Genomic DNA, 24,734 nt, shown 5'->3' on the forward strand with positions numbered 1-24,734 from the left:
TATGAGCTCGTATGAACTTCTACAGCCTCGGCTAGGCCAGCTCGCCCGTTTGCATGGACTCATAGTACTCCGGCAGAGGCGCTCGACCTGCGAGGTGGAGGACGCGCGCGACCGGCCGTGCCCGCACGGCAAGGGTGTCCGCAACGGCGTCGTTGTAAAAACGGGCCGCAAGATCAACCCGCGTGGATGCATCGACGAACGCCGCTTGCGAAAAGATGTCGCTATCGAGCTGGCTGAGGAGCTCGTTTTCGGCGCCGGAGCGCGCACCCATATCCGTGGCGCGCAGAGCGACGCGGTTGACGTGCGCAACCTGCTGGGACAGTTCTGGCTGCAGCGTGGAGATCACAGCGGACCGAGCGCGCAGTGCGCCTTCCAAGCTGATGCGGGCGGCGTCTGTGCGCACGTGCAGGCGGTTGAGACGAGAGGCGAAGGCAGACGCCCACACGGCCGCAACGACCAACACAACGGCGAGAATGAGGAGGGCGACAACCCAGACAGGCAAGGTGATCATCCCAGGCACACCTTTCGACCCGTGCGGGTAACCACGTCGTAGACCTGTTCCACCTTGTCGGTCACGGTGGACCAGTCGAACTCTCGGCTACGCTGCTGGCCCCGGCCGGCAAGATCCTCTCGGGCGGCATCATTGGTGAGTAGCTCCAAAGCTTTCCTGGCGAGGTCATCCGAATCTTCGTTGCGGAAGAGCATGGCTGCTTCCCCGTTGGCGCCCACGGCGCGGAAGGCCGCTAGATCGCTGGCGAGCACGGCCGCGCCGGCGGCCATGCCCTCAACGAGCACGATGCCGAAGCTCTCGCCACCGGTATTCGGCGCTACATAGATATCGCTGGCAGCGAGGCACCGGGCCTTGTCTTCATCACTAATGCGGCCAACGATCCGCACCGTTGCGCTGGACTCACCCCAGCCGGTTGTGTGCGAGATGCCGAGGCTATCGAGGCGCTGCTCGAGGGCTTCTACTTCTCCCCCGCCTGCCACGATGAGCTCGACCGTAGGAACGGATTGGGCGATGACCGGTAGTGCGGCGAGCAGCACCTGCAGCCCCTTGCGCGGCTCGTCGAACCGACCGAGGAACATCATCCGGGGGCGGGTGGAATCCAAGCACTCCATGGGTTCGGCATGGACGTATTGACCGGTATCCACACCATTGGGAATGAGCACCGGATCGCCCGCCAGGTTTTCGACCTGCCAACGGCGCGCCTCCTCGGAAACTGCGATGCCTCCCTGAATCCGCTCAAGCAGCGGCCGCAGGATGGGAAGCACAACCTTGAGCAGCTTCGATTCGTTGGCAGAGGCGTGATAGGTGGCGACCACGGGGCCGTGAACCTGGGTGAGACTCATCATCGAGTACGACGGCGAGTTGGGCTCATGAATGTGCAGCACGTCGAAGCTGCCCTTGCGGATCCAGCGCCGGATGTGGCGCAAGGTGCGTGGCCCGAAGCTTAAGCGGGCGACCGAACCGTTGTAGCGGATCGGCACGCTGGCCCCACCGAGTTCCACGAAAGGCGGAAGATCCTCGTCATGTTTACCCGGACCGATGAGGCTGACGTGATGGCCGCGTCGGCGGAGCTCCTCACACAATTCGATGGCGTGGATCTGCACGCCACCCGGTTCGTCGAAAGAGTACGGGCACACCATGCCGATGCGCAGGCGCGATGGGGCTGGTGTCACTGCTTCTCCCCTCGCTCACGATGCGGGTGCTGCTGATGTTCAGCGTGTCCGCCGTGAGCCGCCCGAACTTCTGCCATGCGAGCGCGGCGCCGCTCGGAGAGGTCCGCGTGCCATAGGGGCTGCAGCATGTGCCAGTCTTCGGGGTTATCAGCAATGAACGTGGCAAAGTGATCGGCGATGTCTTGGACGATGTCGCTCAGGGGACGGTCGGCGTCAAGCACGTCACCGACGTCGAAGTGCCAGTGCTCTGGGCCACCAGCCGGATCAGAGCTACCGCCTCGGAAGCTGATGCCGACGGGAATGAGCGCAGCACCCGTGCGTTGCGCAAGCAATGCTGGGCCGGCGGGCAAGGAAGTGGTCTCGCCGAAAAACTCGACATCCACGCCGTGTCCGCTCATGTCGCGTTCTCCCATGAGGCACACGATTCCACCTCCGCGGAGTACTTCCTCCATGCGAGCGAGAGGTGGTACCTCGGAACCGGTGAGGGCAATGATTTCGAAGCCGAGCGATTCCCGATACTCCACGAATGCCTCGAAGAGACTCTCGGGCTTCAACCGCTCGGCCACAGTCGTAAACGGCGCGAAGTTCTGCACTAGCCACATACCGGCCATATCCCAGTTGCCGGAGTGCGGCAAGGTAAGGATCAAGCCCTTGCCCTTGTTGTACGCTGCACGCACGCGGTCTTCTCCGCCGGGCACGATGTCCTTATCAATCCCGGCGGCGAACTCCGGAGAGGCCAGCTTTGGCAGGCGGAAGGCTTCTCGCCAGTAACGCATGTAGCTGCGCATGGAGCGGCGAACGAGGTCTCGGGTGACATTTTCCGGGCCAACCACGCGCGCAAGATTCTTGCGTAGCTGCTCTGGGCCCTTCCCCTTGTCGGAGGCAATATCCGCAATGAGGTCGAACAGCCGCCGCGCAACGGGATCCGGCAAGGCGGCTGTGAACTTCCAGCCAGCCTTGTATCCCAGGGCGCTAAGTTGTTCCTTGAAAGCTGTGAACATTCGACTCTCTTCTTGTGGGCTGTGCGCTATTGAGGGTTAACGGTCTGCACCGTCTTCGGGTTGGCTGAACTCACGCGCGCCTTCCGGGGCCGCGATGTGTTCAGTACCCACCTCCGACCGGGCCACGATAACGAGGCGTTCAATCACCGTGTAGACGGATCCGGCGGCGAGGATCCACAGTCCCCAAGCGAGGATATGTGGGATACCGAGACCATGGAGCCCCACAGCGACGAGACCGATGATCAACCGTTCCGGTCGCTCAATGAGGCCACCGACGACCTTAATCCCGGACGCCTCCGCCCTCGCCTTGACATAGCTGGTGACTTGGCTGGCCACGAGAATGACCAGGCTCAGCGCCATGAGCACCATTTCCTGCGGTTGCTGGAGGGCACACCAGAAAGCCAGTGCTCCGAAGACAGCGCCATCAGACAGCCGGTCACACGTGGCATCCAAGGTGGCGCCGAATTTGGTGCCGCCCCCGCGCATTCGAGCCATGGTGCCATCGACCATGTCCGTTGCCACTGTTAGGCCAATGAGCACCGCGGCGGTAAAATGGTGGCCAGTGGGGATGAGCCACAGAGCGAAGACGATGGCGATGGCGGTGCCTGCCACGGTCACGACGTTGGGGCTCACTCCTGCCTTATGCAGGGTGCGTGCCACCGGTTCAATGACCACCGATGCGGGCTTCCTACCGTGCACACTCAGCATGCGTCTCTCATTCTCCCTCGTTCTGCCAACTCACCATTGAACTCCTTCACATAGTTTCCACTGTCGTGGATTCTTACGTGGCGGATTGGCGATGTTCTTCCGCGACGCGCTTCCACGCCGTGGACAGCAACTCCCACGTCTGGCGCAAAGTCTGCGGAAGAACTTTTGTTCCCGTCATCACTGTCATGAAATTAGCATCACCAACCCACCGGGGCACGATATGTTGATGCAGATGCTTCGGCACTGAACCGCCTGCGGCCTTTCCCTGATTGAGACCAATATTGATGGCATCGGGCCGCGATACCGACCGGAGAGTGGTCATAGCGATCTTGGTGAACTCGGCGAGCTCCCACGTTTCCTCAGGCGTGAGCTCGGTGTAATCCGCGACCGAGCGGAAGGGCACAATCATCATGTGGCCCGGATTGTAGGGAAACAGGTTGAGCACCGCGTAGACGTGCTCTCCCCGAGCGAGGATCAACGCCTCCTCGTCGGACTTCTCCGGCAAGCTAGCGAACGGGTCTTCCGAGCGTTCCGAAGACGTGATGTAGTTGGAGCGGTACGGAGCCCACAGGCGGAGCAGACCATCGCTGAGGTCAGGTGTGTCGCCCAGGCCGGTATCCACATAGTCCTTGCCCATGCTCTTACCCTCGTCCTCGTTCTCGGCCTTATCCTCAGCCTTATCCTCAGCCATGTCCTCGCTCCAAACCTTTCTGACCTCCGCGCAGGGCGGGCACTCATTCGTGAACTGCCCGCGCTGGCGCTTGCCTACTGGGTGGGTACCAGCTGCTCGAGCAATTCCTTGCTGGGCTGCTCGTTGCGCCGCGAGCTGATCCAATCAGAGATGATGGTCAGTGCCTTCTCGCGGGGCACACCGTTGATCTGGCTGCCGTCGAGGAAGCGGAAGCTCACTGCACCCGCTTCCACGTCGCGGCCACCGACCAAGATCATGAAGGGCACCTTGGACGTGGTGTGGGTACGGATCTTCTTCTGCATGCGGTCGTCGGAGGTATCCACCTCCGCGCGGATACCCCGGGCGCGAAGGTCATCAGCGAAGCGCTCGAGGTACTCGTTGAACTCGTCCGCCACGGGGATGCCCACCACCTGGTGCGGTGCCAGCCATGCGGGGAAGGCGCCGGCGTAGTGCTCCAGCAGCACAGCAAAGAACCGCTCAATCGAACCGAAGAGCGCTCGGTGAATCATGATCGGGCGCTTCTTCGTGCCATCGGGTGCCGTGTATTCCAAGTTGAAGCGCTCGGGCAGGTTGAAGTCCAGCTGCACCGTGGACATCTGCCAGGTGCGGCCGATGGCGTCTCGGGCCTGCACGGAGATCTTCGGACCATAGAACGCTGCACCAGCCGGGTCCGGGACCAGGTCCAGGCCAGATTGCGTGGCGACGCGCTGCAGAATCTCGGTAGAACGCTCCCAGATCTCGTCCGATCCCACGAACTTGTTCGGGTCCTTCGTGGACAGCTCCAGGTAGAAATCATCCAGACCGTAGTCGCGCAGCAGGGAGATGATGAACTCCAGCACCGTGGTCAGCTCCTTCTCCAGCTGGTCCTCGGTGCAGTAGATGTGGGCGTCGTCCTGGGTGAAGCCACGGGCGCGGGTCAAACCGTGGATCACGCCGGACTTTTCGTAGCGGTACACGGTTCCGAACTCGAACAGGCGCAGTGGCAGCTCGCGGTAGGAACGGCCGCGCGATGCGAAGATCAGGTTGTGCATCGGGCAGTTCATTGGCTTGGCGTAGTAGTCCTGCGGCTGCTTCGTCACATTGCCCTGCTCGTCGACTTCACCGTCGAGCTGCATGGGCGGGAACATGCCGCCGGCGTAGAAGTCCAGGTGACCGGACTTCTGGAACAGATCGCCCTTGGTGATGTGCGGCGTGTTCACGAAGGAGTAGCCAGAGGCGATGTGACGGCGGCGGGAGTGCTCCTCCATCTCGAGGCGCACGATGCCACCGTCCGGGTGGAACACCGGGAACCCGGAGCCGATCTCATCCGGGAAGCTGAACAGGTCCAGCTCCTGACCGAGCCTGCGGTGATCACGCTTCTCGGCTTCCTCGAGCATCGTCTTGTAGGCGTCCAGGGCCTCCTTGGATTCCCAGGCGGTGCCGTAGATGCGCTGCAGTCCGGCATTGGACTGATCGCCGCGCCAGTATGCCGCCGACGAACGCGTGAGAGCGAAGGCGGGAATGTAGCGGGTCGTGGGCACGTGGGGTCCGCGGCAGAGGTCGTACCACTCGACGTCCCCGGTGCGCGGGTTGACGTTGGAGTACGCCGTGAGTTCTCCCGATCCCACCTCGGTGGCCTCATCGGAGTCGGGGTCGACGTTGCCCTTGTCATCGATGAGCTCGGTCTTGTACGGCTCGTTGACGTATTCAGCCCGGGCTTCGTCGACATTGCTGTAAGCCTTGCGGGTGAATTTCTGCCCAGACTTGATGATCTTCTTCATCGTCTTTTCGATCTTGGAAAGATCCTCGGGCGTGAACGGCTCTGCGACGTCAAAGTCGTAGTAGAAGCCGTTGTCAATGGCCGGACCGATACCCAGCTTGGTGCCGGGGAACTCCTTCTGCACGGCCTGGGCAAGGACGTGCGCGCAAGAGTGGCGGATGACCGAGCGGCCATCCTCGGTGTCGGAAGCTACAGCCGTGACCTCGGTATCGGTCTCTGGAGACCATGCCAGGTCTCGCAGTTGTCCGGTGGCATCCTTCACGGCGACGATCGCTTGGGGTCCCTTGTTGGGCAGTTCCAGCGGACGCATCGCCGTTCCGGCAGTCTCCCCTGCCGGAACGATGAAGGACACAGGGGCGTGGGCATCAATATCGGGGCTGTTCACAGCTTCCGTACTCCTTTTGGACGTCTTCAGTGACGGTCACATACCTGGTGACAGTCGTAACTGTCCAGAGTTTACCCCTCGAGCAGCTTCTGTCCCCAGTAGGACCCCTGTTGTGTACCCGGCGGGTTCCAGAACACGGCCGAGCCCACGTGGGTGATCCACCGATTGAGTCGGTCGCTGGCTGCCAAGCGCTTCTGCAGCGGCGTAAACGCGGTCGAAGGATCCTTCTGGAAGCAGATGAAGATCAGGCCAGACTCGGCCTTGGGCGTCACGGCGTCATCGAAGTTGTACGCGCGACGGCGCAGCCGTGTGCCTTCGCCGGCGGCGATGCCCACGTGACTGTTCTTGTCAATGAGTGGAATGCCGGTGTCGTCGGTCTTATTGAGATCGACCTTGTCGAACTCGCCCTTGCCAGACAGCGGCGCGCCCGTATCCGCCTTGCGGCCGAACACTGTTTCTCGTCCTTGACGATCGAGGGCTTCCCACGCGGGCATGTCGTAGACGATGCGGCGCACGACCATCGCGCTGCCGCCCTGGTCGTCCCAGATCTCTTCGTTGTACTGATCGTCGGTGCGGGGAACGGCGGTGCCGTCTTTGAACCCGAGGAGATTGCGTGGGGTTTGGCCGGGCACGGCATCAAGGAAGCCACGTTGGGACCACACGGGTGTGACGTAGTCCTGTCCGCCGCGGGTGAGCACGCGAGCTGCGTGGTTCACCGCAGTAAGGTCGTTACCGCAAATTTGCAGGCAGAGGTCTGCTTGTCCCCAGGCGTCGTCGAGCTTATCGCCCTTGAACGCGGGCAACCCGTCGCGGTGCTCGCTTACCCACGCGGGAACCTTGGAGCTCAGCTTGAGCTTGTCGATGAGGGTGGGGCCCCATCCCACGGTGATCGTGAGGTTGTCTGGTATCTTGGACAGCTCACCTTCGAGATCCGCCAGCGCTGGTTCGCCCTGCGTCATGGACCGTGCGTCTTTGGTCCAGATGCGCATGAGGCGCTCCATGTTCTGCTTGTTTTCTTCGCCGTCTTTGAAGTCGTAGGCAATGAGCAGCGCATGGCTTTGTGGTGCCGTTCGAATGCCGGCTTGGTGGGGTCCGTCGAAGTCTATTGTTTTTTTCAACGCCGCTACATCTGCGTTGTCTTGTTCCGTTGCAGTCGCGGTTCCCGATGCGGTAGCTGCCGTGAAGACAGAAGCGGCTCCCGCCGCGCCGAGGCCTGCGAAGAAGCCTCGGCGGGAGAGCGTCATCGGAGAGCGACCGTCTGCTTTTCCGCTCTCACGCATTTTTTACTGGCCCTCGTGGCCCTCGTGGCCTTCATGGCCCTCGCCGTGCTGCATGTTCTCGTGGTTGCCCTCGGACATGCCGGCGCCGTTGCCGTTGTCCTTGCCATCGTAGTGCTCGTGGCTGGACTGCTGAACGCGAACCGGGATGTCGTTCAGCGGGTACTCCTTGCCATCGGCATCCTTGAGAACAAGGTTGACGGTATCGCCTGCGGCGAGCTCTTGCGGCACATCCATGATCATGATGTGATCGCCGCCGGGCTTCAGGGTGACTTCGCCCTTAGCCGGGATCATCAGGCCGTCTTCCTTGACCTTCATCACACCGTCGACGGTCTGGTGGATCTCGTAGCGAGCCCCCTTGATGTTGCCGCTGACGGAGACGATGTGAATCTCCTTGTCGGTGTCGTTCTTGAGGGTGCCCATGACCGACGTCATCTTCTTCTCGGTGCTCTTGGCGGTGACGTAACCGTCCTCAAGCTTGAGTGCGCCTTCGGTCTTGGTGTCATCCGAAACCTTTTCGCTGGCGCTTTCGACAGCGGAGCTTGCTGCCGAGGAAGCGTCGGAAGCCTTGTCATCGCTCGAATCGGAGCAGCCCGCCAGCACGAGGCCGGCGCTGAGTCCTAGCGCTGCAATAGCAAGGGGACGACGAGCAGTTGTACGAGTACGCATAACGATTGTTTCCTTCTGTAGTAGGTTCATCCGCTACGAGTCCGAGCACACCTGCAAGGAGAGTGATCCCGCCCTAGTTATAGGCACTAGGGCGCGTGAGGTGAAGAACGCCTCTAGTTGCCGGTTGCTGTGGACGTAGCAGCTGCACCGGTGGTTTCCGTGGGCATGACGCCAGCGGTGGCACCCGTGCTGTTTTGTTCGGTACCAACGACCATGCCGTTGGCATCGGTGGTCTCCGTTGTGGTGGCGGTTGCCTGACCAGCGAAGGCCTTGTCCGTGGTGAAGATATCCGGCTCTGCGGGGCCGGTCGTTGCCGTGTTAACACGCTCGTCGGTCGGCTTCTGGCCGGGAGGGGAGCATGCAGACAGTGCGAGCACAGCGGTCAGCGCCAGCGCTGCGGAGGTTGCGGTACGAAACTTCATCACGGAGTCTCCTCTAGAACGAGTCAGTCTTTCTTGATATCGCGATAGCGCTTAATAGCGAGCACTAGCGCACCTGCAATTACGACGATACCGCCCACGGGCAAAAGCCACGAAGGGACACTCGAGTTTGACTCCCCCTGCTCCCCCTCTGTGGAGGTAGCGGTGGTGTCTGCCTTGGCGTCGTCAGACCCCTTGGCGGCAGCCGAGCTATCAGGGTTATCGACCGTGAATTGGTATCCGCCGCGAGTAGCGTGTCCGTCCGAACTGGTGATTTGGTAGCCCACGGTGTACTCACCAGGCTCGCTGCGAACATTGTCCGGCACGTCGAGGATCAGTTCTTGACCCTTTGCGCGGGGCTCACCGCGGAACAAGACGTTTCCATCCCGGCTCACGGAAATCGTGTTGAAGCCTTGCTGGGGTTCACCAGAGAAGTTCAAGATGATCTCGTGGGGCAGTTGCTTGATGGTCTCATTCTGCTCCGGCTGGGAACTGAGAACCGCATCGTGTGCGAGGGCTGGCGCCGCGAAGCCGATCGAACTTGCGCCCGCAAAGGCTGCTGCGGACAGGATGGCCGCAGCGTGGCGTCGAGACGAGTTCGTCAAAGAGTTCCCAAGGAAACGCATGGATACATTCAACCTTTCGATCAGAGTTGACCTCAGTGCCGGCGCGTAGGGCTCCGGCACTGTAGGAGTAGTCGTAGCGGGGAGCTGAATAGTTCCCAGCCCACTGTGTGACATCAGTCACAGCCCGACGTCGTTGTGACAAACTGCGACACGGCGAGACCGAGGCCAGATACACAAAAAGAGGGAGCCCCTGGTGGGAGCTCCCTCTCGTGTGGTCCTAACTGGGATCGAACCAGTGACCTTTCCGGTGTGAACGGAACGCTCTCCCGCTGAGCTATAGGACCGTGTGTGCCTCAGGCACCGTTGAAATGTACCACCCCATCGCTGCAAAATAAAAATTGCAACCATGTAATGCGCCTGACCTGGCGATTTGTGGGAATGCGCTTAGGCAGGCTACTGTTTGTTCTCGCAGCAGCAAGTTGCATGCGGATGTAGCGCAGTTGGTAGCGCATCACCTTGCCAAGGTGAGGGTCGCGAGTTCGAGTCTCGTCATCCGCTCCACGTTCCTCGTTTTAGGGTTCTCGTTATCTATCGAGTACGCTAAAAAAGGAATTGTGCACCGCGCGTTTAGCTCAGCGGGAGAGCGCTTCCCTGACACGGAAGAGGTCACTGGTTCGATCCCAGTATCGCGCACAGATCCACGATCACCTGGTGGTCATTGGATTATTGCGGATGTAGCGCAGTTGGTAGCGCATCACCTTGCCAAGGTGAGGGTCGCGAGTTCGAGTCTCGTCATCCGCTCCACGATCCCCCACTGATCAGTGCGGGGGTCATGCACGTGTATGTAGCGTGCGGAATGGTGGAATGGCTGAGTGGCTTAGGCAACGGTCTGCAAAACCGTCTACACGGGTTCGATTCCCGTTTCCACCTCACGCGGATGTAGCGCAGTTGGTAGCGCATCACCTTGCCAAGGTGAGGGTCGCGAGTTCGAGTCTCGTCATCCGCTCCACGATCACCTTATGATCACAGCGATCAACCCGCCCCGAGCATTCCCCTCTAGGGATCCGCTCGGAGGCGGGTTTCGTCATACACGGGCGTGGCATGCAGTCTTCCCGCCACACTCGCCACTACGATAAGTGCCGATGACTGCCGCAAAAACCACTTATACGACGTCCTCAGCGCTGGATCGAACGCGCATCTCCCTGCTGTGTGCGTGGATCTTCTGGCCGCTGGCCATAGCCACGTTCGTCCACAAGGTGTTCTTGGTTCCACACAACCACCACGTCACGGACGACTTCACCACCGTGATCACCGCCCTGCACCGGTTCCGTGACGGAGTTCCGGTCTACAGCGAGGACTACTCCACGGTGGACCCGCACTACCTCTACTCCCCCGGCGGCACTCTCCTTCTCAGCCCGCTGGCGTGGTTGCCGAATGCCGACGCAAGCCGAAGCGTGTACATCATTGCCAATGGCATTGCCGTGGTACTCGCCATTGCCATCCTCACCAAGCTGTTCCGCTTCTCGCTGCGCTCTGGTGTATTCCCAGCGGCGATCTTTTTCACCTTCGCGACGGAGGCGGTGCAGAACACCCTGTTGTTCTCCAACATCAATGGCCTCCTGCTGCTCGCCGAGGTGCTGTTCCTGTGGTTGTTGCTGACTCGGCGGCAGATTCTTTCCGGCATCGTCTTGGGACTCGCAATCACTGTGAAGCCGCAATTCGCGCCACTGTTGTTCCTACCTTTTGTCAAGCGGCAATGGGTCAACGTGATCACCGGCATCGTCGTGCCCATCCTGTTCAACCTCGCGGCACTGCCACTCATGGTCTCGCCCGGCGATTACATCTCCAAGTTGGTTCCCTACCTCGGTGAGGTTCGCGACTACGCCAACTCGTCAATCTCCGGTGTTGGGGTGCACTTCGGATTCCCCGACTGGTCCATCCTCCTGTGGCGTGTTCTCGCCGCAGCGTTCGTCATCGTAGCCATCGTGGTTCTGTTGCGGTGGAAGGATCGCGACGAACTCATGTGGGCCACCACAACAGCGGGCGTGCTGCTGACTGGGGTGTTCCTCGTCAGCTCTCTGGGGCAGATGTACTACTCGATGCTTTTGCTGCCCATGTTCTTCACCGTGGTTCGCTCGCGCTCCATCATGCACAATCCAGTGGCGTGGGTCGGGGTGTACCTATGTACCAGTTTGGACTCGTGGTTCTCCGATCGGTGGGGAGTCTATGGCCGCATCGCGGAATATGCCCGTGGCACAGTTGGTTGGTCTTTACTAGTGGTTACTGCTGCAACGGTAGCCGTGGTGTGGGCGATCATGGAGCGCCGAGAAGGATCGCCCGCACTGGGTGATGTGAGCACGTATGGTCTGTTCGGTTCGAAGAACACCAGCCGCGACAGCTCTCACACCCTGGCGGACTCCCGCTAGCCCAGTAGTATCCGCACGTCCGTACTTCCGTAACTTACATACCTCCACAAACCACGTCGACGAAGGGGATACCCACCGTGAACCACCAAGACACACCACAAGCTCGACAGGCTGAGCAAACCGAGCAGACCGCACAGAATGAGCAGAGTGGGCCGTCGCTCTCCCCGATGTCGGAAGTCCAGGACTTCCGCTCACTCAGTGACGCTGAATGGAAGAAGCGCCTGAGCCCAGAGGAATATGCAGTACTTCGCCAAGCCGGCACGGAAGCCCCGTTCAAGGGCGAATACACAGACACGGAGACCGAGGGCATCTACCGCTGCCGTGCGTGTGGCGCGGAGCTGTTCCGCTCCACCGAAAAATTCCACTCGCACTGCGGCTGGCCGAGCTTTTTCGATCCGGCTGACTCGGACGCCGTGATTACTCGCGTGGACGATTCCCTCGGTATGCGCCGGATCGAGGTGCTGTGCGCGAATTGCGAGAGCCACCTTGGCCACGTCTTCGAGGGCGAAGGTTACGATACCCCCACAGATCTGCGCTACTGCATCAACAGCATCTGCCTAACTCTCGATACCGAGAGCGCCTCGTAACGCTTCCCAGCGCGTGCCGAGGCTCAAAACCAAGGGGCCCTAAGCCAAGGAGTTCTAGGCCAAGGACTCGATAAACTCGGTGAGCTCCTCCGCGCTGCCGTTGATCCGGCGGCCGGTGAAGAACGGAATCTCCTCGCGTACATGGTGGCGGGCCTCCGTGTAACGCATCTTGTGCATGAGCTCCACGATGCGCTCCAAGGTCGGAGACTCGAAAGCCAGCAGCCACTCGTAGTCGCCGAGGGCAAAGGCGGAAATCGTGTTGGCGCGCACCTCGTCGAAGCCCGCTGCTGCCTGGCCGTGCTCACGCAGCAGGCGCGCACGTTCCGCAGCTTCCATGGTGTACCAGTTGTAGCTGCGCACGAACGGGTACACGCAGATCCACTTCTGCGGGTCCTCGCCCATGATGAACGAGGGCAGGTGGGCCTTGTTGAACTCGCTGGGGCGGTGGAGGCCGGTGTTCGTCCAGAACGGCTCGCAGGCCTGGCCGAGCTTCGTCTCCTTGAGGAATCGGCGGTAGGCGGCCTGCAGGTCTTCCATCTTTTCCGTGTGCCACCAGATCAAGATGTCGGCCTCGGCGCGCAGTGCCGAGAGATCGTACACACCGCGCACCACCAGGTCGGTGCCCTCAAAAGAATCGAGGAACTTCTGGAAATCCGCGGCCACCTCGGCACGGTCCCCGAGTACTCCCGGTTCGACCTTGAACGCGGAGTAGTTCGCGTACTGCACTACCCGGTTCAGCTCACGGATTTGTTCCCTGCTCAGATCAGACATTCTGGTCTTTCACTGCCTTTCTAAAGATCATGAAGAAAGCTACCCCACCCAACATACCCGCCAGTAGACGGCAAAACCGCCGACCAGCCCCGGGCAGCGGAGTGAGATATCCCACCACCCAGGGCTAGCTGGGCACAGCGGCCTACGATTGCTGCATTTCTTGGATGATTTGCCGTGCCGCGGCCACGCCGGACGCCGCCGTTGCGGGCACGCCCACACCGTTGATCGTCGCTCCGGCCAGAGCCAACCCGCGGATATTCTCGATCTCCTGGTAGGCCACGTTCATGGCGTCCATGTAGCCCACGCCGTAGCGCGGAATACCGCCCCACCAGCGCTGTACGAAGAACTCCTCCGGTCGCTTGCGCTCGCCGGTGATGCGGTGCAGGTCCTCGAGCGCAAAGCTCAGCAGTGCGCGGTCATCACTTTCCAGGTACCAAGGCTCGTTGAACGTGCCGAAGCTGGCCCGCAGCACCGCTCCCCCTCGCGCGGCCAGGTGCGGCCACTTCATCGACGAGAACGTGAAGGCCTTGGCCTCGGTGGGAGCATCCGTTCCCAGCAACACTCCCGTCCTTTCGGGTAGACCCAAGGGCGACGCCAAACGCATCCCCACCACCACAGAGCTCGCGAGTTCCACTCCGTGCAGCACATCGGCGGCCGTGGGGGCCATGTCCTGCAGCAGCACGGCAGCCGTTGGCGCCGGGGTGGCGACCACGAGGGCATCGAACTCTCCGATGGGTTCGATGTACCAACCTTTGTTAGTCCGGCCGATCGACTCCACGCCGGTGTTGAGCAGCACCTCGGGGTCAGCATTGCGTTCGAGGGCATCCACGAGGGAGCCATAGCCGCCGGCGAGGGCTTGGAACACTGGCTTCCGAGAGGCCTCTGATTCCCCATCGGTGGCGGAATCCGCCTGTGGGCGCTTCTGAGCACGGCGGTCGAGAATGGCCGTAATGGCGTCGAGTAGATAAAACGAGCGACCATCAGCGCCCTGGGCATCGAGTTCGGCCGCCAGCTCCGGCATGGTTGCGCGCACGCCAAGATCGTCCGCGGAGCAGGAGTACACGCCGCCGAGCAGCGGTGAGACGAGCCGGTCGACGACCACCCGCCCGAGGCGGGCGGCGACGAGCTGGCCCACGGTGGTGTCCTGGTCCGGTGACCACGTCATCGGCTGGCCGGAGCGCTCGGCGTCGATGCGCTGTGCTGCGTCCTCACCCACAACTTCTGCGACGGCCGCACCGCTGGCCGGGATACCCATGAGCGTGTTCTTCGGGATGTCCACGATGCGGCCATCCGCGTAAACACCACTGGACAGGGTGGACGGGCTGCGCAGCTGATTACCAAGTCCGACCGAGCGAACGAGGTCAGTAAAATCGTCGCGGAATCCCAGGTATGCCTCGGCGCCGACGTCGACCGGGCCGGTAGCGAAGTCGACGGTCTTGAGTTTGCCTCCTAAGCGACCGTAAGCCTCGATAAGGGCGATGCGGGCATCCGGACCGAGCTGGCGGCGCAGCTCCCACGCGGCGGACAGACCCGCGATGCCACCACCGATGACGGCGATGCGGGGAGACCCGAACCGGGAGGTGTCCATCTTCTCGAACGAGCAGCTAAACAGGTTGGCCCGCAGCTGCGTGGGTGCGTGGGCGCCGGAGTGAAGCGAGCTGGTGTCGGGGGACGTATCTGGAGACGTCATGAGAGGTGGATCTCCTCGAAAGCGCGAGTAATGGAATCTGGGTCCGTCGACGGAAGCACGCCGTGACCGAGGTTGAAGATGTGACCGCGAGAGTGGCCACGGGCGATGGCCCGATCAGCCTCAGCGGCGATCCGCTTGACCTGCGACGCGATGACATCCGGCCCGGCAAACAGCACCGCCGGGTCGAGGTTGCCCTGGTAGGCCCTCATGCGGGTGTCAGGCTGCCCGTCCGGGGCATCGGCCTCGAGAGCGCCGTAGACGCGAGCGGCGGCGGAATCCATCGGCACTCGCCAATCTACTCCCACCACATCTGGCCCGGCGATGGCCATATCCCCCAGCAACTCCCCCGTACCCACGCCGAAGTGGATCATTGGGATGCCGTAGCTACGCATGGCGGTAAAGATCTGCTGGGAGTACGGGCGGACGAACTCGCGATAGTCGCGGGCACTGAGGTAACCGGCCCAGGAGTCGAACAACTGTAGAGCATCGATGCCCGCCTCGGCCTGCACGCGGAGGAAGCGAACGATCAGCGGCGTGAGCTTGCGCATCAGGGCGTGCCACGTCTCGGGGTTTGTGTACATGAGAGCCTTAGTGACCTCATGGTTCTTGGACGGGCCCCCCTCGACGAGGTAGGAGGCAAGGGTGAAAGGAGCGCCTGCAAAGCCGATGAGCACTTGGTCGCTACGGAGCTGCTCCAGTACCCCGCCGATTCCCTCGGCGATGGGTGTGAGCTGATCGGGCTCGACCATGGGTAGATTGTCGATATCCTCGAGGGTGCGGATGGGGTGTTCCACCACGGGGCCACGACCGGGAACGATGTCGAGATCCACTCCAGCGGCCTTGAGCGGTACCACGATATCGCTGAACAAAATGGCGGCGTCTGCATTGTGTCTGCGGACCGGCTGCATCGTGATCTCCGCGAGGAGCTCCGGGTTAAAGCATGAGTCAAGCATGCCGATGTCCTTGCGGATCTCTCGGTACTCTGGGAGGGAGCGGCCGGCCTGGCGCATCATCCACACGGGGCGGTGGGCGGGCTTGTCCCCGCGGGCGGCGGCGAGCAACGGCGCATCGTGGGCGGAGCGCCGGCGGGAGGCCGCCGTGTCTACGGCATCTGCGGAGGGCGCGAGATTCTCGGCGGGGTTCGAAGTACCTTCAGTCATGCGGTCTATTATGCCAGCGCCCACGGCGCGCCTAACAAACCCCCAAAACCTTAAAGGCTAGGTTTAGGGCTTGTGAGCCAAGAGACTGACACCCCAGAGTATTTCGAGGAAGCCGTCCGGTCCATGTCCGAGGCTAAGGTGCGCAGCGGCATCAGCATCGCGGACATCCGACCGCCCCGCAACCTCGCACCGCTCAGCCACGCCATCGGGCTGGAGGTCATTCGGGAGGACGAGGACGATCAAGCGATGCCCTCCGAGTATTCTCAGCCCACCCCCGATGCTGCAGGAGACGCATTCGGTCGCCTCATTCTGCTGCACGACCCCGAGGGCGAAGAGGCTTGGCGCGGCAAGAAGATGCGCCTCGTTGCCTACATTCAGGCCGATATGGATGCGTCAGTGGCGTCTGATCCGCTACTCCCGGACGTGGCTTGGGACTGGCTGACCGAGGAGCTCGACGCCCCCGGTTGCGACTACATCGACCTCGGTGGCACCGTCACGTCCACCGCTTCCGTGCGCTACGGCGAGATCGGCGGCCCCCCACGCGCCTTCCAGTTGGAAATGCGAGCCTCGTGGACTGCCACCGGATCCGACCTCTCTGCGCACGTCAAGGCCTTCGCGCAGGTGCTTTCCAACGTGGCAGGGCTGCCGCCCGAGGGCGTTACCAGCCTGCACGCCGGCGCGCACCACGGCTAGGTCGGCGCCGCGTTCTTGGGCGCTCTTAAAGGCTCTTAGCCACTCCTAGCGGCTGGCGATCTCGTCCGCCCACGTCACGGCCTGCGCGGCTACGGTGTCGGTGTCCATGCCCAATCCCTCGAGAACCTCGCTTCGGGAGGCGTGGGCAAGGAAGCGCTGCGGGATACCGATGTGACGCACCGGCGTATCCACCCCGGCCTCGCTCATGGCAAGCCGCAGGCGTGAACCTGCGCCGCCGTGAACGCCGTTATCTTCCACCGTGATGACGAGATCCGCGTCCTTCGTGAGCTCCACGATGGAGTCCGCTACGGGGATGATCCAATGCGGGTCGATAACCGTGGCTGTGCGGCCGGCCTTCGCCAGCGCCTCGCGCATAGCGAGCGCCTGATCGGTCAATGCTCCGTAGCTGACAATGAGGACCCGCTGGGTGTCCGGATCCACATCCGCGGTCGCGGTCTCGCCGGGGGCGGACTGCCCCAAGTAATCGAAGTCCTCTTCCTCGCTCAAGGCACGCACTTCTGCGGGCGCGTTGCCCTTCGGGAAGCGAATGACCGTGGGGGCGTCGTCGATATCAACAGCCCGATCAAGCGCACGCTCCAGCGATTGTGCATCCCTCGGTGCGGCAATGTGGATGCCGGGCACGATGCCGGTAATGGATAGATCCCACATGCCGTTGTGGCTGGCACCGTCCGAACCGGTGATGCCGGAGCGGTCGAGCACAATCGTCACGCCCAGTTTGAGCAGGGCGACATCCATGAGCAGCTGGTCGAATGCACGGTTGAGGAACGTGGAATAGATCGCCACCACAGGGTGCAGACCGCCCAGCGCCAGGCCCGCAGCAGACGTCATCGCATGCTGCTCAGCGATGCCAACGTCGTAGGTGCGGTCCGGGTAGTGTTTTGCGAATTCGGCAAGACCAGTCGGCCCAGCCATGGCTGCGGTGATCGCCACGATGTCATCGCGCTGGCCGGCCAGCTCGATGAGGTGGTTGGAAAACACCTTGGTCCAGCTGATGTCCGCAGCGTTCTTCTTAGCCATCGGCTTTCCGGTGACGGGGTCGATGATGCCCGTGGCGTGCATCTGATCGGCCTCGTTCGTCTCGGCCGGCTCGAAGCCCTTACCCTTCTGCGTGACCGTGTGAACGATGACCGGGCCGCCGTAATCCTTGGCGTAGCGCAGTGCGTTTTCCACCTGCTGGATGTCATGCCCATCCACGGGGCCGATGTACTTCAGGCCCAGCTCGGGGAACATCTCATGCGGAATGACGGTGTGCTTCACACCCTCCTTGAGTCCGTGGATGACCTGGAACGCCCGGTCACCGACCCAGCCCATCCGGCCGAGGGCGGACTTACCGGAGTCCATGACCTTGTCGTAGACGGGCTGCAGGCGCAGCGCGGCCAGATTCTCGGCCAGGCCACCGATGGTGGGCGAATACGACCGGCCATTGTCGTTAACGACGATGACCACGCTGCGCTTCTTGGCCGCAGCAATGTTGTTGAGAGCCTCCCAGCACATGCCGCCGGTAAGGGCACCATCGCCCACGAGGGCGACCACGTGCCGGTGCATCTGACCGGTCAGCTCGAAGGCCTTGGCTAGGCCGTCGGAGTAAGACAGCGCGGCCGAGGCGTGCGAGGACTCCGTCCAGTCGTGCGGGGACTCCGCACGATCCGGGTATCCGGACAGGCCATCTTTCTGCCGAAGTCCGTCGAACAGATCCCGCCGACCGGTGAGAATCTTGTGGACGTACGACTGGTGACCCGTGTCAAAGATCAGCGGGTCGGTGGGTGAATCAAACACCCGGTGCATCGCAATCGTCAGCTCCACCACGCCCAAGTTCGGGCCCAGGTGACCGCCGGTAGCGGAGACCTTCTGAATCAGGAATTGCCGGATCTCACCTGCCAATTCCTCCAGCTGCTCGGCGTTGAGACCTTTGATATCAGCCGGGGAGGAAACCGTCTCTAAGATGCCCATTGGGTGTGATTCAACTCCGTCCGTCGCCGCCCCTGGTGCCGATATGGCCGGTGAAGCCGGTGAGGCTTATCCCAAAGAGCGGATCATGTTGTGCGGGTGTGCATTCGGCGCCACCACCATCCTAGGCCGGTAGTGCATGGATCAGTGGCAGGCCGTGTATTAGCTCAATCCTAATGGTTTGCCAGAAAAGCGCGGAATCTTGCGGTTATTAAGTGGAAATTGCAGCTTCGCGCCGCTACCGAACCAGGTATGCCAGCACCTCAACGTGGTGGGTCAGCCCGAACGCGTCCACCGCCGCGATGCGCTCAATCCGGTACCCCTGCTGCACCCACGCCGCCAGATCTCGCGCCGCCGTCGCCGGGTCACACCCGATGTGCACCACGTGCCGGGGTGAGCACTGGGCGATGGCTCGCACAACGTCCACTCCCGCTCCCGTCCGCGGCGGGTCGAGCACGACCGCATGAAGCTCTCGGCCGTGTGGCTCAGTGCCCTCCACGTTCGTGGACTCACCGGGTGCACCGGCCACGTCCTCAGCCAACGTCGGCAGCGCCCGCGCCACGTCCGCATCCACGAATCGCACGGATTTGATCCCGGCCTCGCGCAGCGCGCTCTCCCCTACCTGCGTGGCAGCGGAGGCCACATCGACACACGCGACCTCTGCGACCTTCCCGGCAAGCACGGCACTGAACACGCCTGAGCCGCCGTAGAGATCCCAGCCCGTAGCGGCGTCGGAGGTCGACGGCGGAATGACGGCATCGACCCAGCGCGCATAAGCCTCGGCGGCGGCGCGGTGGCCCTGCCAGAAGGTGTGGGCGGGCAGCCGCCACGTCACGGTGGTGCCGGAGTTCTCATTCTCCGACGCACCCGGAAGCGCTGTTCCTTGCTGCGGCAGGCGCAGCGTTCGGGTCACGGTAGTCGGCAGGTCGCCGAGTGGGCGAATGGTGGTGGTTGTGCTCGTGACCGTGCGTGCGCGCCGGTCTCGGTTGCGCTGGCCACGTCCTCGGCCTCGCTTCGCACGCCGGGTGGTCGTCGTTTCCACAACCTCGAAGCCACACTCACCATCGTCGCCGACTGCGACAGCGATCTCTGGGTTGGTCTTCCCACTCGCCTCGGCGGAGCGCTGTGCCGCGCCGATCATCTCCGGCAGGGTGCGGCGCACCCCATCGGTGAGTTCCTCGGTCCACTGCGTACAGGCGGCATCGTCCACGCTGACCAGTTCCCTGCTCTTCGGCTTGCGCAGGCCCACTGTGACGTCCCGGACGTCCTGGACGTCCCGGACATCCTGACCATTCGCGCCACTCGTCTCGGTCACTTCCGTACCCAGCCGCGTGCGGGTTCGCCAGTGCGTATGCGGGTCCAACCGAATCCCCTCGAGTTGATCCTCGCCAAGCTCCAGCTTGCCGATGCGGCGCAGCTGATCGAGCACCACCATCTTCTTGTACTCGAGGCTGCCTTCGGCGTCGATAAAGTCAAGATCGCAGCACCCCGCACCGGCAGCCGCGGCAGGACATTGCCCCGGCACACGGTGGCGGCTGGGGCGTTCCACGCTGACCACCTTTGCGGTTCGGAATTTTTTCGACGCCGCGACGGGAGCATCATCACACGCGATCGTGACGCGTTTTTCACCCGGCACTCCCCCGCGGACGAACACGACCTGCCCATCGATCCGGGCGATGACCGAACCACCATGTGCTGGGTTGCCGAGATCGACCACGGCGGTGTCATCGTTGCTAGCCATATCTGCTCCTCATTCGATGGTGGTGTGGGACCTCGATCTGCGCCTTAAGTGTGGCGCCGCGAATCTGGGTGCTCGAGGGCCTCTTCCACCTGCTCGAGCGGGCCGTCCTCGGCGACAGGCTCTGCAGCGTGGTGCTTGCCCTCTGCCTTGTTGGCGGCCTTAACCGCCCAGACGGTGACGAGCATCACGATGACGGTCAGCGGCCAGCCCATGGCAATACGCGTGTAGCCGAGTGCGTTCGTGGCGTCCGAAGCGTACAGCCACTGCTGCACGCCGAAGCGGGCCAGGAACACCACGGCCCAACTCAATGTGGCGATAGTGAATGCGCGGACGGCACGTTTATTCGTGCGCCACCGCTGGTCTTCGCCGTTGATGCCACGCCAAATAACGCCCACGAGCGGCCACCGGACGAACACCGAGATGATGAACACGATGCCGGCGACGAGCGAGTACCAGATGCCGTAGGCGAAGTAGCCCTTCGCATCACCCATGAACCAGGCGATGGCGGCGCAGATGGCCACGCCGAAGAATCCAGAGATGGCTGGCTGCAGATTCTCCTTGCGGACGAGCCGCCAGATGAGAATGAGCACGGCGACGCCTAGCGCCGCGCCCAAGGCTGGTCCCAGTCCAAACTTGCTGTTGATGGGGACAAGGACAAGGACCGGAAGCGTGGAGGACACAAGCCCGGACAGCCCGCCCATCTGGTCGAGCAACGTGGGCTGCTCGGAGTTGTTCTTGTGGTCGTGCACCTGGTGTCTTAGCCGTTCTGCTCTGGGTTGGCCGAGGGGTTCTGCTGGCCCTGCTGTTCCTGCTGGGCGGCGAGCTCTGCCATCTGCTTTTGCAACTCCTCTGCCATAGCTTGCGGCATCTCAACCGGCAGCGGCGATCCTGCGGGGATCGGGTCAGAACCTCGGTTGACGAAGGTCCGAGCCACGATTTCTCGGCCCATCTTGGCGAGGTCCTCGGCACTATCGCTCGGGCCGGCCAGCGTGACGCGCAGCATCCACCGCGGACCGGATGCACCGATGATCCGCATGGCGCCGTTGCCTGCCACCGCGGCGATCTCATCGCCCCAAGGACCCTGCTCCACCGTTGCGGTGAGGCCATCCTTGCCCATGCCCTCGATGATCTCTGGCACGGATTCTGCCCACAGGTCATCATTGCGGGGTGCAGCAAAAGCCACGGGAGTGACACGACCGTAGGGGGTAACGATGTGGATCATCTGCGGGCCCTGCGGGCCCATCTCCACCTGAACCTCACCCTCGTGTGGAACGGGCACCATCATCGATGCCAAATCGAGGCCACCCTTGGCAAAATCAGAGAAGTCGTACTCGCGGAAGTCCACTTCATCACCATCGAAGGGGCCGAACTCTCCGTTGATCGGGTCGTGCACCGGTTGTTGCGCTGCAGCTCCAGCACCAGCGTCTGCGGAGGCGGCGGTTGCCTGCTGTACCTGCTGGCTTTCCTGAACCGTTTCCTGAGCCGACTGTGCCTGCGGTTGGTCTGGTGTGGGCTCGTTCTTCTTCTTGCGTCCGAACATGGTGTTCTCGCCTACCTTTGTTGTAGCTAATTGTTGTGAGTGGCTTTTGTACTGTTACAGCTCTACCTATCGAGCCTAGCGGTCGTGAACCATCGAATGCTTTCTAGCGTTCACTGATTGCCCGTCAGCTCCCGCCAGAGCCCGTTGGCGGTTGAAACGTGCAGCGTCAACCCCTACGGCCCCTAAGCCCCTGTGGATCCGTATCCCCCGGCGCCGCGGACCGTTTCGCCCAGATCGGCAACGTCGGTGACTTCCTCCACGTCGCAAAGACTGACCTGCTGGATCACGAGCTGGGCGATGCGGTCGCCGCGGTGCAGGGTGATGGGCTGGTCGGGATCGAGGTTGATCAGACACACTTTGACTTCGCCGCGGTAATCGGCGTCGATCGTTCCGGGAGTGTTGACGATCGACAGGCCGTGGCGCAGAGCCAGACCACTGCGCGGATGGATGAGGCCCACTGTGCCCGCCGGCAGAGCCATGGCGATTCCGGTCGGAACCAACGCCCTGCGCCCGGGCTGCAGCTCAACGTCCTCGCTGGTGTAGAGGTCGATGCCCGCATCGGTTGGGTGCGCGCGGCTGGGCAGCGGCAGATCTTTGTCGAGCCGGACAATCTTCACCGGCTGTTCTGCGTTGTCAGTCATAGGTCACTACTGTACAAGTTCCGCCGATCGGCTCCACCCGAAGCAAGTACCTGAAGCAACTACCCAGAGCGAGCACCCGAGAGTTGGAAACCGCGCGCCAGTCGATAAACTAGCGAGAGTTAGGTTCATTCCAACCCCACTTCCAACCCAGAGGAGTTCCAGTGTCATCTGAGTCGCCAGCAGCGACGGGACGCACGGTGTTGTACTCGGAGCGTCAACGAGTGCCCTTGACCTGGTGGCTGGGAGCCGCTCTTGTGGTCGCGCTGATCTCCTGGCAGGCACAAATGGGCCGCCCGACCTGGGTCATGTACGTGGCTGCCGTAATCTGCAGCGCCATCGCTATCTGGGCGATGCTGGCGTTGTCCCGCACCACGGTGGAGGTTGTTAAGGAGCCGGATGGAACGGTGTGGCTGCATGTGGGTCCGGCATCGCTACCGGCTGATGTGGTGAGCCGGAGCCTAGTCATTCCCCCCACTGCCAAGCAGGCCGCCATGGGCCGTCAGCTCGATCCGGCAGCGTATGTGGTGCATAAGGCGTGGATCCCCACAATGGCGATGATCGTTCTCGACGACCCGGATGATCCCACGCCGTACTGGCTGATCTCCTCGAAGGAGCCACGCGAACTCCTCGAGGCACTCGGGCGGCCGATCTACTGATCCGAGTTGCGGATCAGCTCTTATGCGCAGTCAACGCACACGTATTCATCGCCATTGACCTCGGCGATGCGGCTGCGGTGTTGAACCAGGAAGCACACGCTGCACGTGAATTCGTCCTGCTGGCGGGGAATGACGGTTCCCGACAGTTCCTCACCGGACAGGTCCGCCATGGGGACGTCGAACGGCTCAACAATTTCCCCGTCATCGGTGTCGTCGACGGCGGGCTCGGCCTTCTCAGCGGCCTTCAGTCCCTCGAGCGAGTCGGTTTCAACCTCGTCTTCAGCGCGGCGGCGAGGGGCGTCGTAATCGGTGGCCACGGTAGTCCTCCTTCGAAGGTGACCGGTTCACACATGCCCTCGAGCCGGAAAACTCCCGAAACTCCGAGGACGTGGTGATGTGTAATTCGTCGTTCGCGGATCGTAGAGCACTAGTTCCGGTCTTGTCACCTCCAACTCGGACTTTGTTATGAAACGGGGTACAGGGCTCCCCCCGTTGTATGCCGATCAAGGAGCTGCCCAAGCCCCGCGAAAACGTCCGGTTTTGCGGCCATGACCTGCAATCCTTCGCTGCTTTGCACCGTCAGATTCGGCATGAGAACCATCGCCCCCGCTCGCGCCGCAATGAGCACACCTGCAGCATGATCCCACGGCCCTAAACCATGCTCGTAATACGCATCGACTTCGCCGCTGGCCACGTGGCACAGATCAAGCGCGGCAGAGCCCATTCGCCGGATATCCCGGACCTTGCCCAGCACATGGGTGAGCAGCTCCGCCTGCGCCTCACGCCGCGGTGCCAGGTAAGCAAAGCCGGTCGCCACCAACGCCGTCGCCAGGGCGTCGGTACTCCCCTGGTCGGCATCTGAGCCCCCGGCTGATTCGCCGTCGACTGCGTCCGTTGCGACCGCTGCCTCCGTTGCCCCTGTCGCCTCCGCCGCATCCTGGCTGATGCGCAGCACCGTCTCGGTCTGCCCAATGATCTTCCGAGCGGGCCCGCCCAGGTGGGCAACGTAGCTCGTCTCGTGCGCCACGTCGATCACGGCAGCCGCAACGGGCAATCCGTCGACCGTCGCCGCGATGCTCACTGCATAGGCCGGCACCCCGTACATGAAGTTCACGGTGCCATCGATCGGGTCGACCACCCACATCACCCGATCAGCAGAGCTATCGTCCTGGTCTTCTCCCCCACCTTCTTCTTCGCCCAGCACCGTGGACCCCGGCAGCTCCTCAAGCAGCCGACGCCGAATCAGACGCTCACTCGCCTGATCCACCTCAGTGACCGGATCGACCGCCGACGACTTCGTCGCCGCAGCGTGCACCGCACCCGCGGCATCGGCCTTGTCCGCGCGCATCGTCCGCACGAGCTCGGCCGCTTCCAGCCCCACCGTCAACGCGATACTTTCTAGCTGTGCTGGCGTGCTTGTTCCCGGTTGATCCTCCTTTGTTGCCTCTATCCTCGACGCCACCATGCGCCCATTCGTACAGTTCCCATCGAGGACCCACCATGACCCCCTGGCCACGGCGCCAACGGTGTCTGCGGAACCGCCGTGCCCGCTAGATCCGGAAGCGGAGACGGAAGATGTTCCAGAGGGGACTGCGTGTGGAGACGAATCTTGCGACGAGGAATGAGTCATGCCCCCAGCATGGCACCATTTGCCATAACTTCCCACCGCCATCTCTTCGGCCAACTTTCCGGACTTCTTAGGG

At 62.4% G+C, this 24,734-nt stretch carries 24 protein-coding genes and 6 tRNA genes; 9 read left to right on the forward strand and 21 right to left on the reverse strand.

The annotated features are described in order from the left end of the window. Positions 1 to 31 precede the first annotated feature (31 nt). From LA343_RS07810 to LA343_RS07860, 11 genes are all read right to left on the reverse strand, one after another. Positions 32 to 511 (reverse strand): hypothetical protein, encoded by a 480-nt coding sequence (locus tag LA343_RS07810; protein WP_025402780.1) that lies wholly within the window; start codon positions 509 to 511, stop codon positions 32 to 34. Beyond that, positions 508 to 1,662 carry a glycosyltransferase family 4 protein gene (locus LA343_RS07815; RefSeq protein ID WP_025402781.1) on the reverse strand — a complete coding sequence of 385 codons (1,155 nt, stop codon included), beginning with the start codon at positions 1,660 to 1,662 and terminating at the stop codon, positions 508 to 510. Before LA343_RS07815 ends, LA343_RS07810 begins: the two co-directional genes overlap by 4 nt. A gap of 17 nt (positions 1,663 to 1,679) precedes the next feature. After that, positions 1,680 to 2,684: a phosphatidylinositol mannoside acyltransferase gene (locus tag LA343_RS07820; protein WP_025402782.1), complete on the reverse strand. Its 1,005-nt coding sequence runs from the start codon at positions 2,682 to 2,684 to the stop codon at positions 1,680 to 1,682. A gap of 36 nt (positions 2,685 to 2,720) precedes the next feature. Further along, complete coding sequence (gene pgsA, locus LA343_RS07825; RefSeq protein WP_025402783.1) at positions 2,721 to 3,392, reverse strand: phosphatidylinositol phosphate synthase; 672 nt, start codon at positions 3,390 to 3,392, stop codon at positions 2,721 to 2,723. A gap of 73 nt (positions 3,393 to 3,465) precedes the next feature. Next, on the reverse strand, positions 3,466 to 4,029 hold the full coding sequence (locus tag LA343_RS07830; RefSeq protein WP_039911401.1) for an HIT family protein: 564 nt from the start codon (positions 4,027 to 4,029) through the stop codon (positions 3,466 to 3,468). A gap of 128 nt (positions 4,030 to 4,157) precedes the next feature. Further along, a complete protein-coding gene (thrS, locus tag LA343_RS07835) occupies positions 4,158 to 6,152 on the reverse strand; it encodes a threonine--tRNA ligase (RefSeq protein ID WP_025402785.1) in 1,995 nt (664 codons plus the stop codon). A gap of 146 nt (positions 6,153 to 6,298) precedes the next feature. Beyond that, the gene (locus tag LA343_RS07840) at positions 6,299 to 7,507 is read right to left on the reverse strand and encodes a Dyp-type peroxidase (protein WP_025402786.1); all 1,209 of its coding nucleotides are present in this window, start codon (positions 7,505 to 7,507) and stop codon (positions 6,299 to 6,301) included. Positions 7,508 to 7,510: 3 nt separating this feature from the next. Then, positions 7,511 to 8,173 carry a copper chaperone PCu(A)C gene (locus LA343_RS07845; protein ID WP_025402787.1) on the reverse strand — a complete coding sequence of 221 codons (663 nt, stop codon included), beginning with the start codon at positions 8,171 to 8,173 and terminating at the stop codon, positions 7,511 to 7,513. Positions 8,174 to 8,286: 113 nt separating this feature from the next. After that, positions 8,287 to 8,595: a hypothetical protein gene (locus LA343_RS07850; RefSeq protein WP_052337551.1), complete on the reverse strand. Its 309-nt coding sequence runs from the start codon at positions 8,593 to 8,595 to the stop codon at positions 8,287 to 8,289. A gap of 23 nt (positions 8,596 to 8,618) precedes the next feature. Next, positions 8,619 to 9,218, reverse strand: coding sequence for a copper resistance CopC family protein (locus LA343_RS07855; RefSeq protein ID WP_025402789.1), 600 nt, complete (start codon positions 9,216 to 9,218; stop codon positions 8,619 to 8,621). Positions 9,219 to 9,430: 212 nt separating this feature from the next. Then, a tRNA-Val gene (locus LA343_RS07860) sits at positions 9,431 to 9,502 on the reverse strand. Between the two features lie 141 nt (positions 9,503 to 9,643). Between LA343_RS07860 and LA343_RS07865 the strand changes: the two genes are divergently transcribed. The 7 genes from LA343_RS07865 to msrB all read left to right on the forward strand — a co-directional run bounded on the left by LA343_RS07865 (position 9,644) and on the right by msrB (position 12,171). Then, positions 9,644 to 9,719, forward strand: a tRNA-Gly gene (locus LA343_RS07865). 60 nt (positions 9,720 to 9,779) lie between these two features. Continuing rightward, positions 9,780 to 9,851 (forward strand) — tRNA-Val (locus tag LA343_RS07870). Positions 9,852 to 9,886: 35 nt separating this feature from the next. Further along, positions 9,887 to 9,962 (forward strand) — tRNA-Gly (locus tag LA343_RS07875). Positions 9,963 to 10,016: 54 nt separating this feature from the next. Continuing rightward, a tRNA-Cys gene (locus tag LA343_RS07880) sits at positions 10,017 to 10,088 on the forward strand. A gap of 3 nt (positions 10,089 to 10,091) precedes the next feature. Then, positions 10,092 to 10,167: transfer RNA gene (locus tag LA343_RS07885), tRNA-Gly, on the forward strand. A 133-nt stretch (positions 10,168 to 10,300) separates the two neighbouring features. Beyond that, positions 10,301 to 11,584: a glycosyltransferase family 87 protein gene (locus LA343_RS07890; RefSeq protein ID WP_025402790.1), complete on the forward strand. Its 1,284-nt coding sequence runs from the start codon at positions 10,301 to 10,303 to the stop codon at positions 11,582 to 11,584. Positions 11,585 to 11,751: 167 nt separating this feature from the next. Then, a complete protein-coding gene (gene msrB, locus LA343_RS07895) occupies positions 11,752 to 12,171 on the forward strand; it encodes a peptide-methionine (R)-S-oxide reductase MsrB (RefSeq protein WP_025402791.1) in 420 nt (139 codons plus the stop codon). Positions 12,172 to 12,225: 54 nt separating this feature from the next. On the opposite strand, the gene hemQ is transcribed toward msrB, so the two are convergent. From hemQ to hemE, 3 genes are all read right to left on the reverse strand, one after another. Further along, positions 12,226 to 12,933 (reverse strand): hydrogen peroxide-dependent heme synthase, encoded by a 708-nt coding sequence (hemQ, locus tag LA343_RS07900; RefSeq protein ID WP_025402792.1) that lies wholly within the window; start codon positions 12,931 to 12,933, stop codon positions 12,226 to 12,228. 151 nt (positions 12,934 to 13,084) lie between these two features. Beyond that, positions 13,085 to 14,530: a protoporphyrinogen oxidase gene (hemG, locus tag LA343_RS07905; protein WP_039911406.1), complete on the reverse strand. Its 1,446-nt coding sequence runs from the start codon at positions 14,528 to 14,530 to the stop codon at positions 13,085 to 13,087. 98 nt (positions 14,531 to 14,628) lie between these two features. Continuing rightward, the gene (hemE, locus tag LA343_RS07910) at positions 14,629 to 15,792 is read right to left on the reverse strand and encodes a uroporphyrinogen decarboxylase (protein WP_025402794.1); all 1,164 of its coding nucleotides are present in this window, start codon (positions 15,790 to 15,792) and stop codon (positions 14,629 to 14,631) included. Positions 15,793 to 15,864: 72 nt separating this feature from the next. Between hemE and LA343_RS07915 the strand changes: the two genes are divergently transcribed. Next, entirely contained in the window at positions 15,865 to 16,485 is a 621-nt protein-coding gene (locus LA343_RS07915) for a DUF3000 domain-containing protein (protein ID WP_025402795.1), read from the forward strand. 45 nt (positions 16,486 to 16,530) lie between these two features. Here LA343_RS07915 and dxs read toward each other — a convergent pair whose 3' ends face one another. The 5 genes from dxs to dut form a co-directional block, all read right to left on the reverse strand. Then, a complete protein-coding gene (gene dxs / locus LA343_RS07920; protein ID WP_025402796.1) occupies positions 16,531 to 18,456 on the reverse strand; it encodes a 1-deoxy-D-xylulose-5-phosphate synthase in 1,926 nt (641 codons plus the stop codon). 235 nt (positions 18,457 to 18,691) lie between these two features. Beyond that, entirely contained in the window at positions 18,692 to 20,194 is a 1,503-nt protein-coding gene (locus tag LA343_RS07925; protein ID WP_025402797.1) for a class I SAM-dependent RNA methyltransferase, read from the reverse strand. A gap of 44 nt (positions 20,195 to 20,238) precedes the next feature. After that, entirely contained in the window at positions 20,239 to 20,895 is a 657-nt protein-coding gene (locus LA343_RS07930; protein WP_052337655.1) for a DUF3159 domain-containing protein, read from the reverse strand. 56 nt (positions 20,896 to 20,951) lie between these two features. Further along, positions 20,952 to 21,734: a DUF3710 domain-containing protein gene (locus LA343_RS07935; protein WP_025402799.1), complete on the reverse strand. Its 783-nt coding sequence runs from the start codon at positions 21,732 to 21,734 to the stop codon at positions 20,952 to 20,954. Between the two features lie 182 nt (positions 21,735 to 21,916). After that, entirely contained in the window at positions 21,917 to 22,375 is a 459-nt protein-coding gene (dut, locus tag LA343_RS07940) for a dUTP diphosphatase (protein ID WP_025402800.1), read from the reverse strand. A gap of 161 nt (positions 22,376 to 22,536) precedes the next feature. On the opposite strand from dut, the gene LA343_RS07945 reads away from it, so the two are divergent. Next, positions 22,537 to 23,031 carry a DUF3093 domain-containing protein gene (locus LA343_RS07945; protein ID WP_025402801.1) on the forward strand — a complete coding sequence of 165 codons (495 nt, stop codon included), beginning with the start codon at positions 22,537 to 22,539 and terminating at the stop codon, positions 23,029 to 23,031. A 20-nt stretch (positions 23,032 to 23,051) separates the two neighbouring features. Here the strand turns inward: LA343_RS07945 and LA343_RS07950 are convergent, their stop codons facing one another. Both LA343_RS07950 and LA343_RS07955 read right to left on the reverse strand, forming a co-directional pair. Continuing rightward, positions 23,052 to 23,348: a DUF4193 domain-containing protein gene (locus LA343_RS07950; protein ID WP_025402802.1), complete on the reverse strand. Its 297-nt coding sequence runs from the start codon at positions 23,346 to 23,348 to the stop codon at positions 23,052 to 23,054. Positions 23,349 to 23,494: 146 nt separating this feature from the next. Next, a complete protein-coding gene (locus tag LA343_RS07955) occupies positions 23,495 to 24,547 on the reverse strand; it encodes an inositol monophosphatase family protein (RefSeq protein WP_224209145.1) in 1,053 nt (350 codons plus the stop codon). Positions 24,548 to 24,734 lie beyond the last annotated feature (187 nt).

The organism is Corynebacterium falsenii, from assembly GCF_020099275.1.
GTDB lineage: Bacteria > Actinomycetota > Actinomycetes > Mycobacteriales > Mycobacteriaceae > Corynebacterium > Corynebacterium falsenii.

Coding starts and splice junctions, on each gene's coding strand:
- LA343_RS07810 (WP_025402780.1), bottom strand. CDS start 511: ATGATCACCTTGCCTGTCTGGGTTGTCGCCCTCCTCATTCTCGCCGTT.
- LA343_RS07820 (WP_025402782.1), bottom strand. CDS start 2,684: ATGTTCACAGCTTTCAAGGAACAACTTAGCGCCCTGGGATACAAGGCT.
- pgsA (WP_025402783.1), bottom strand. CDS start 3,392: ATGCTGAGTGTGCACGGTAGGAAGCCCGCATCGGTGGTCATTGAACCG.
- LA343_RS07830 (WP_039911401.1), bottom strand. CDS start 4,029: ATGGGCAAGGACTATGTGGATACCGGCCTGGGCGACACACCTGACCTC.
- thrS (WP_025402785.1), bottom strand. CDS start 6,152: ATGCGTCCGCTGGAACTGCCCAACAAGGGACCCCAAGCGATCGTCGCC.
- LA343_RS07840 (WP_025402786.1), bottom strand. CDS start 7,507: ATGCGTGAGAGCGGAAAAGCAGACGGTCGCTCTCCGATGACGCTCTCC.
- LA343_RS07845 (WP_025402787.1), bottom strand. CDS start 8,173: ATGCGTACTCGTACAACTGCTCGTCGTCCCCTTGCTATTGCAGCGCTA.
- LA343_RS07850 (WP_052337551.1), bottom strand. CDS start 8,595: ATGAAGTTTCGTACCGCAACCTCCGCAGCGCTGGCGCTGACCGCTGTG.
- LA343_RS07855 (WP_025402789.1), bottom strand. CDS start 9,218: ATGCGTTTCCTTGGGAACTCTTTGACGAACTCGTCTCGACGCCACGCT.
- LA343_RS07890 (WP_025402790.1), top strand. CDS start 10,301: ATGACTGCCGCAAAAACCACTTATACGACGTCCTCAGCGCTGGATCGA.
- msrB (WP_025402791.1), top strand. CDS start 11,752: ATGTCGGAAGTCCAGGACTTCCGCTCACTCAGTGACGCTGAATGGAAG.
- hemG (WP_039911406.1), bottom strand. CDS start 14,530: ATGGACACCTCCCGGTTCGGGTCTCCCCGCATCGCCGTCATCGGTGGT.
- hemE (WP_025402794.1), bottom strand. CDS start 15,792: ATGACTGAAGGTACTTCGAACCCCGCCGAGAATCTCGCGCCCTCCGCA.
- dxs (WP_025402796.1), bottom strand. CDS start 18,456: ATGGGCATCTTAGAGACGGTTTCCTCCCCGGCTGATATCAAAGGTCTC.
- LA343_RS07925 (WP_025402797.1), bottom strand. CDS start 20,194: ATGGCTAGCAACGATGACACCGCCGTGGTCGATCTCGGCAACCCAGCA.
- LA343_RS07930 (WP_052337655.1), bottom strand. CDS start 20,895: ATGGGCGGGCTGTCCGGGCTTGTGTCCTCCACGCTTCCGGTCCTTGTC.
- LA343_RS07935 (WP_025402799.1), bottom strand. CDS start 21,734: ATGTTCGGACGCAAGAAGAAGAACGAGCCCACACCAGACCAACCGCAG.
- dut (WP_025402800.1), bottom strand. CDS start 22,375: ATGACTGACAACGCAGAACAGCCGGTGAAGATTGTCCGGCTCGACAAA.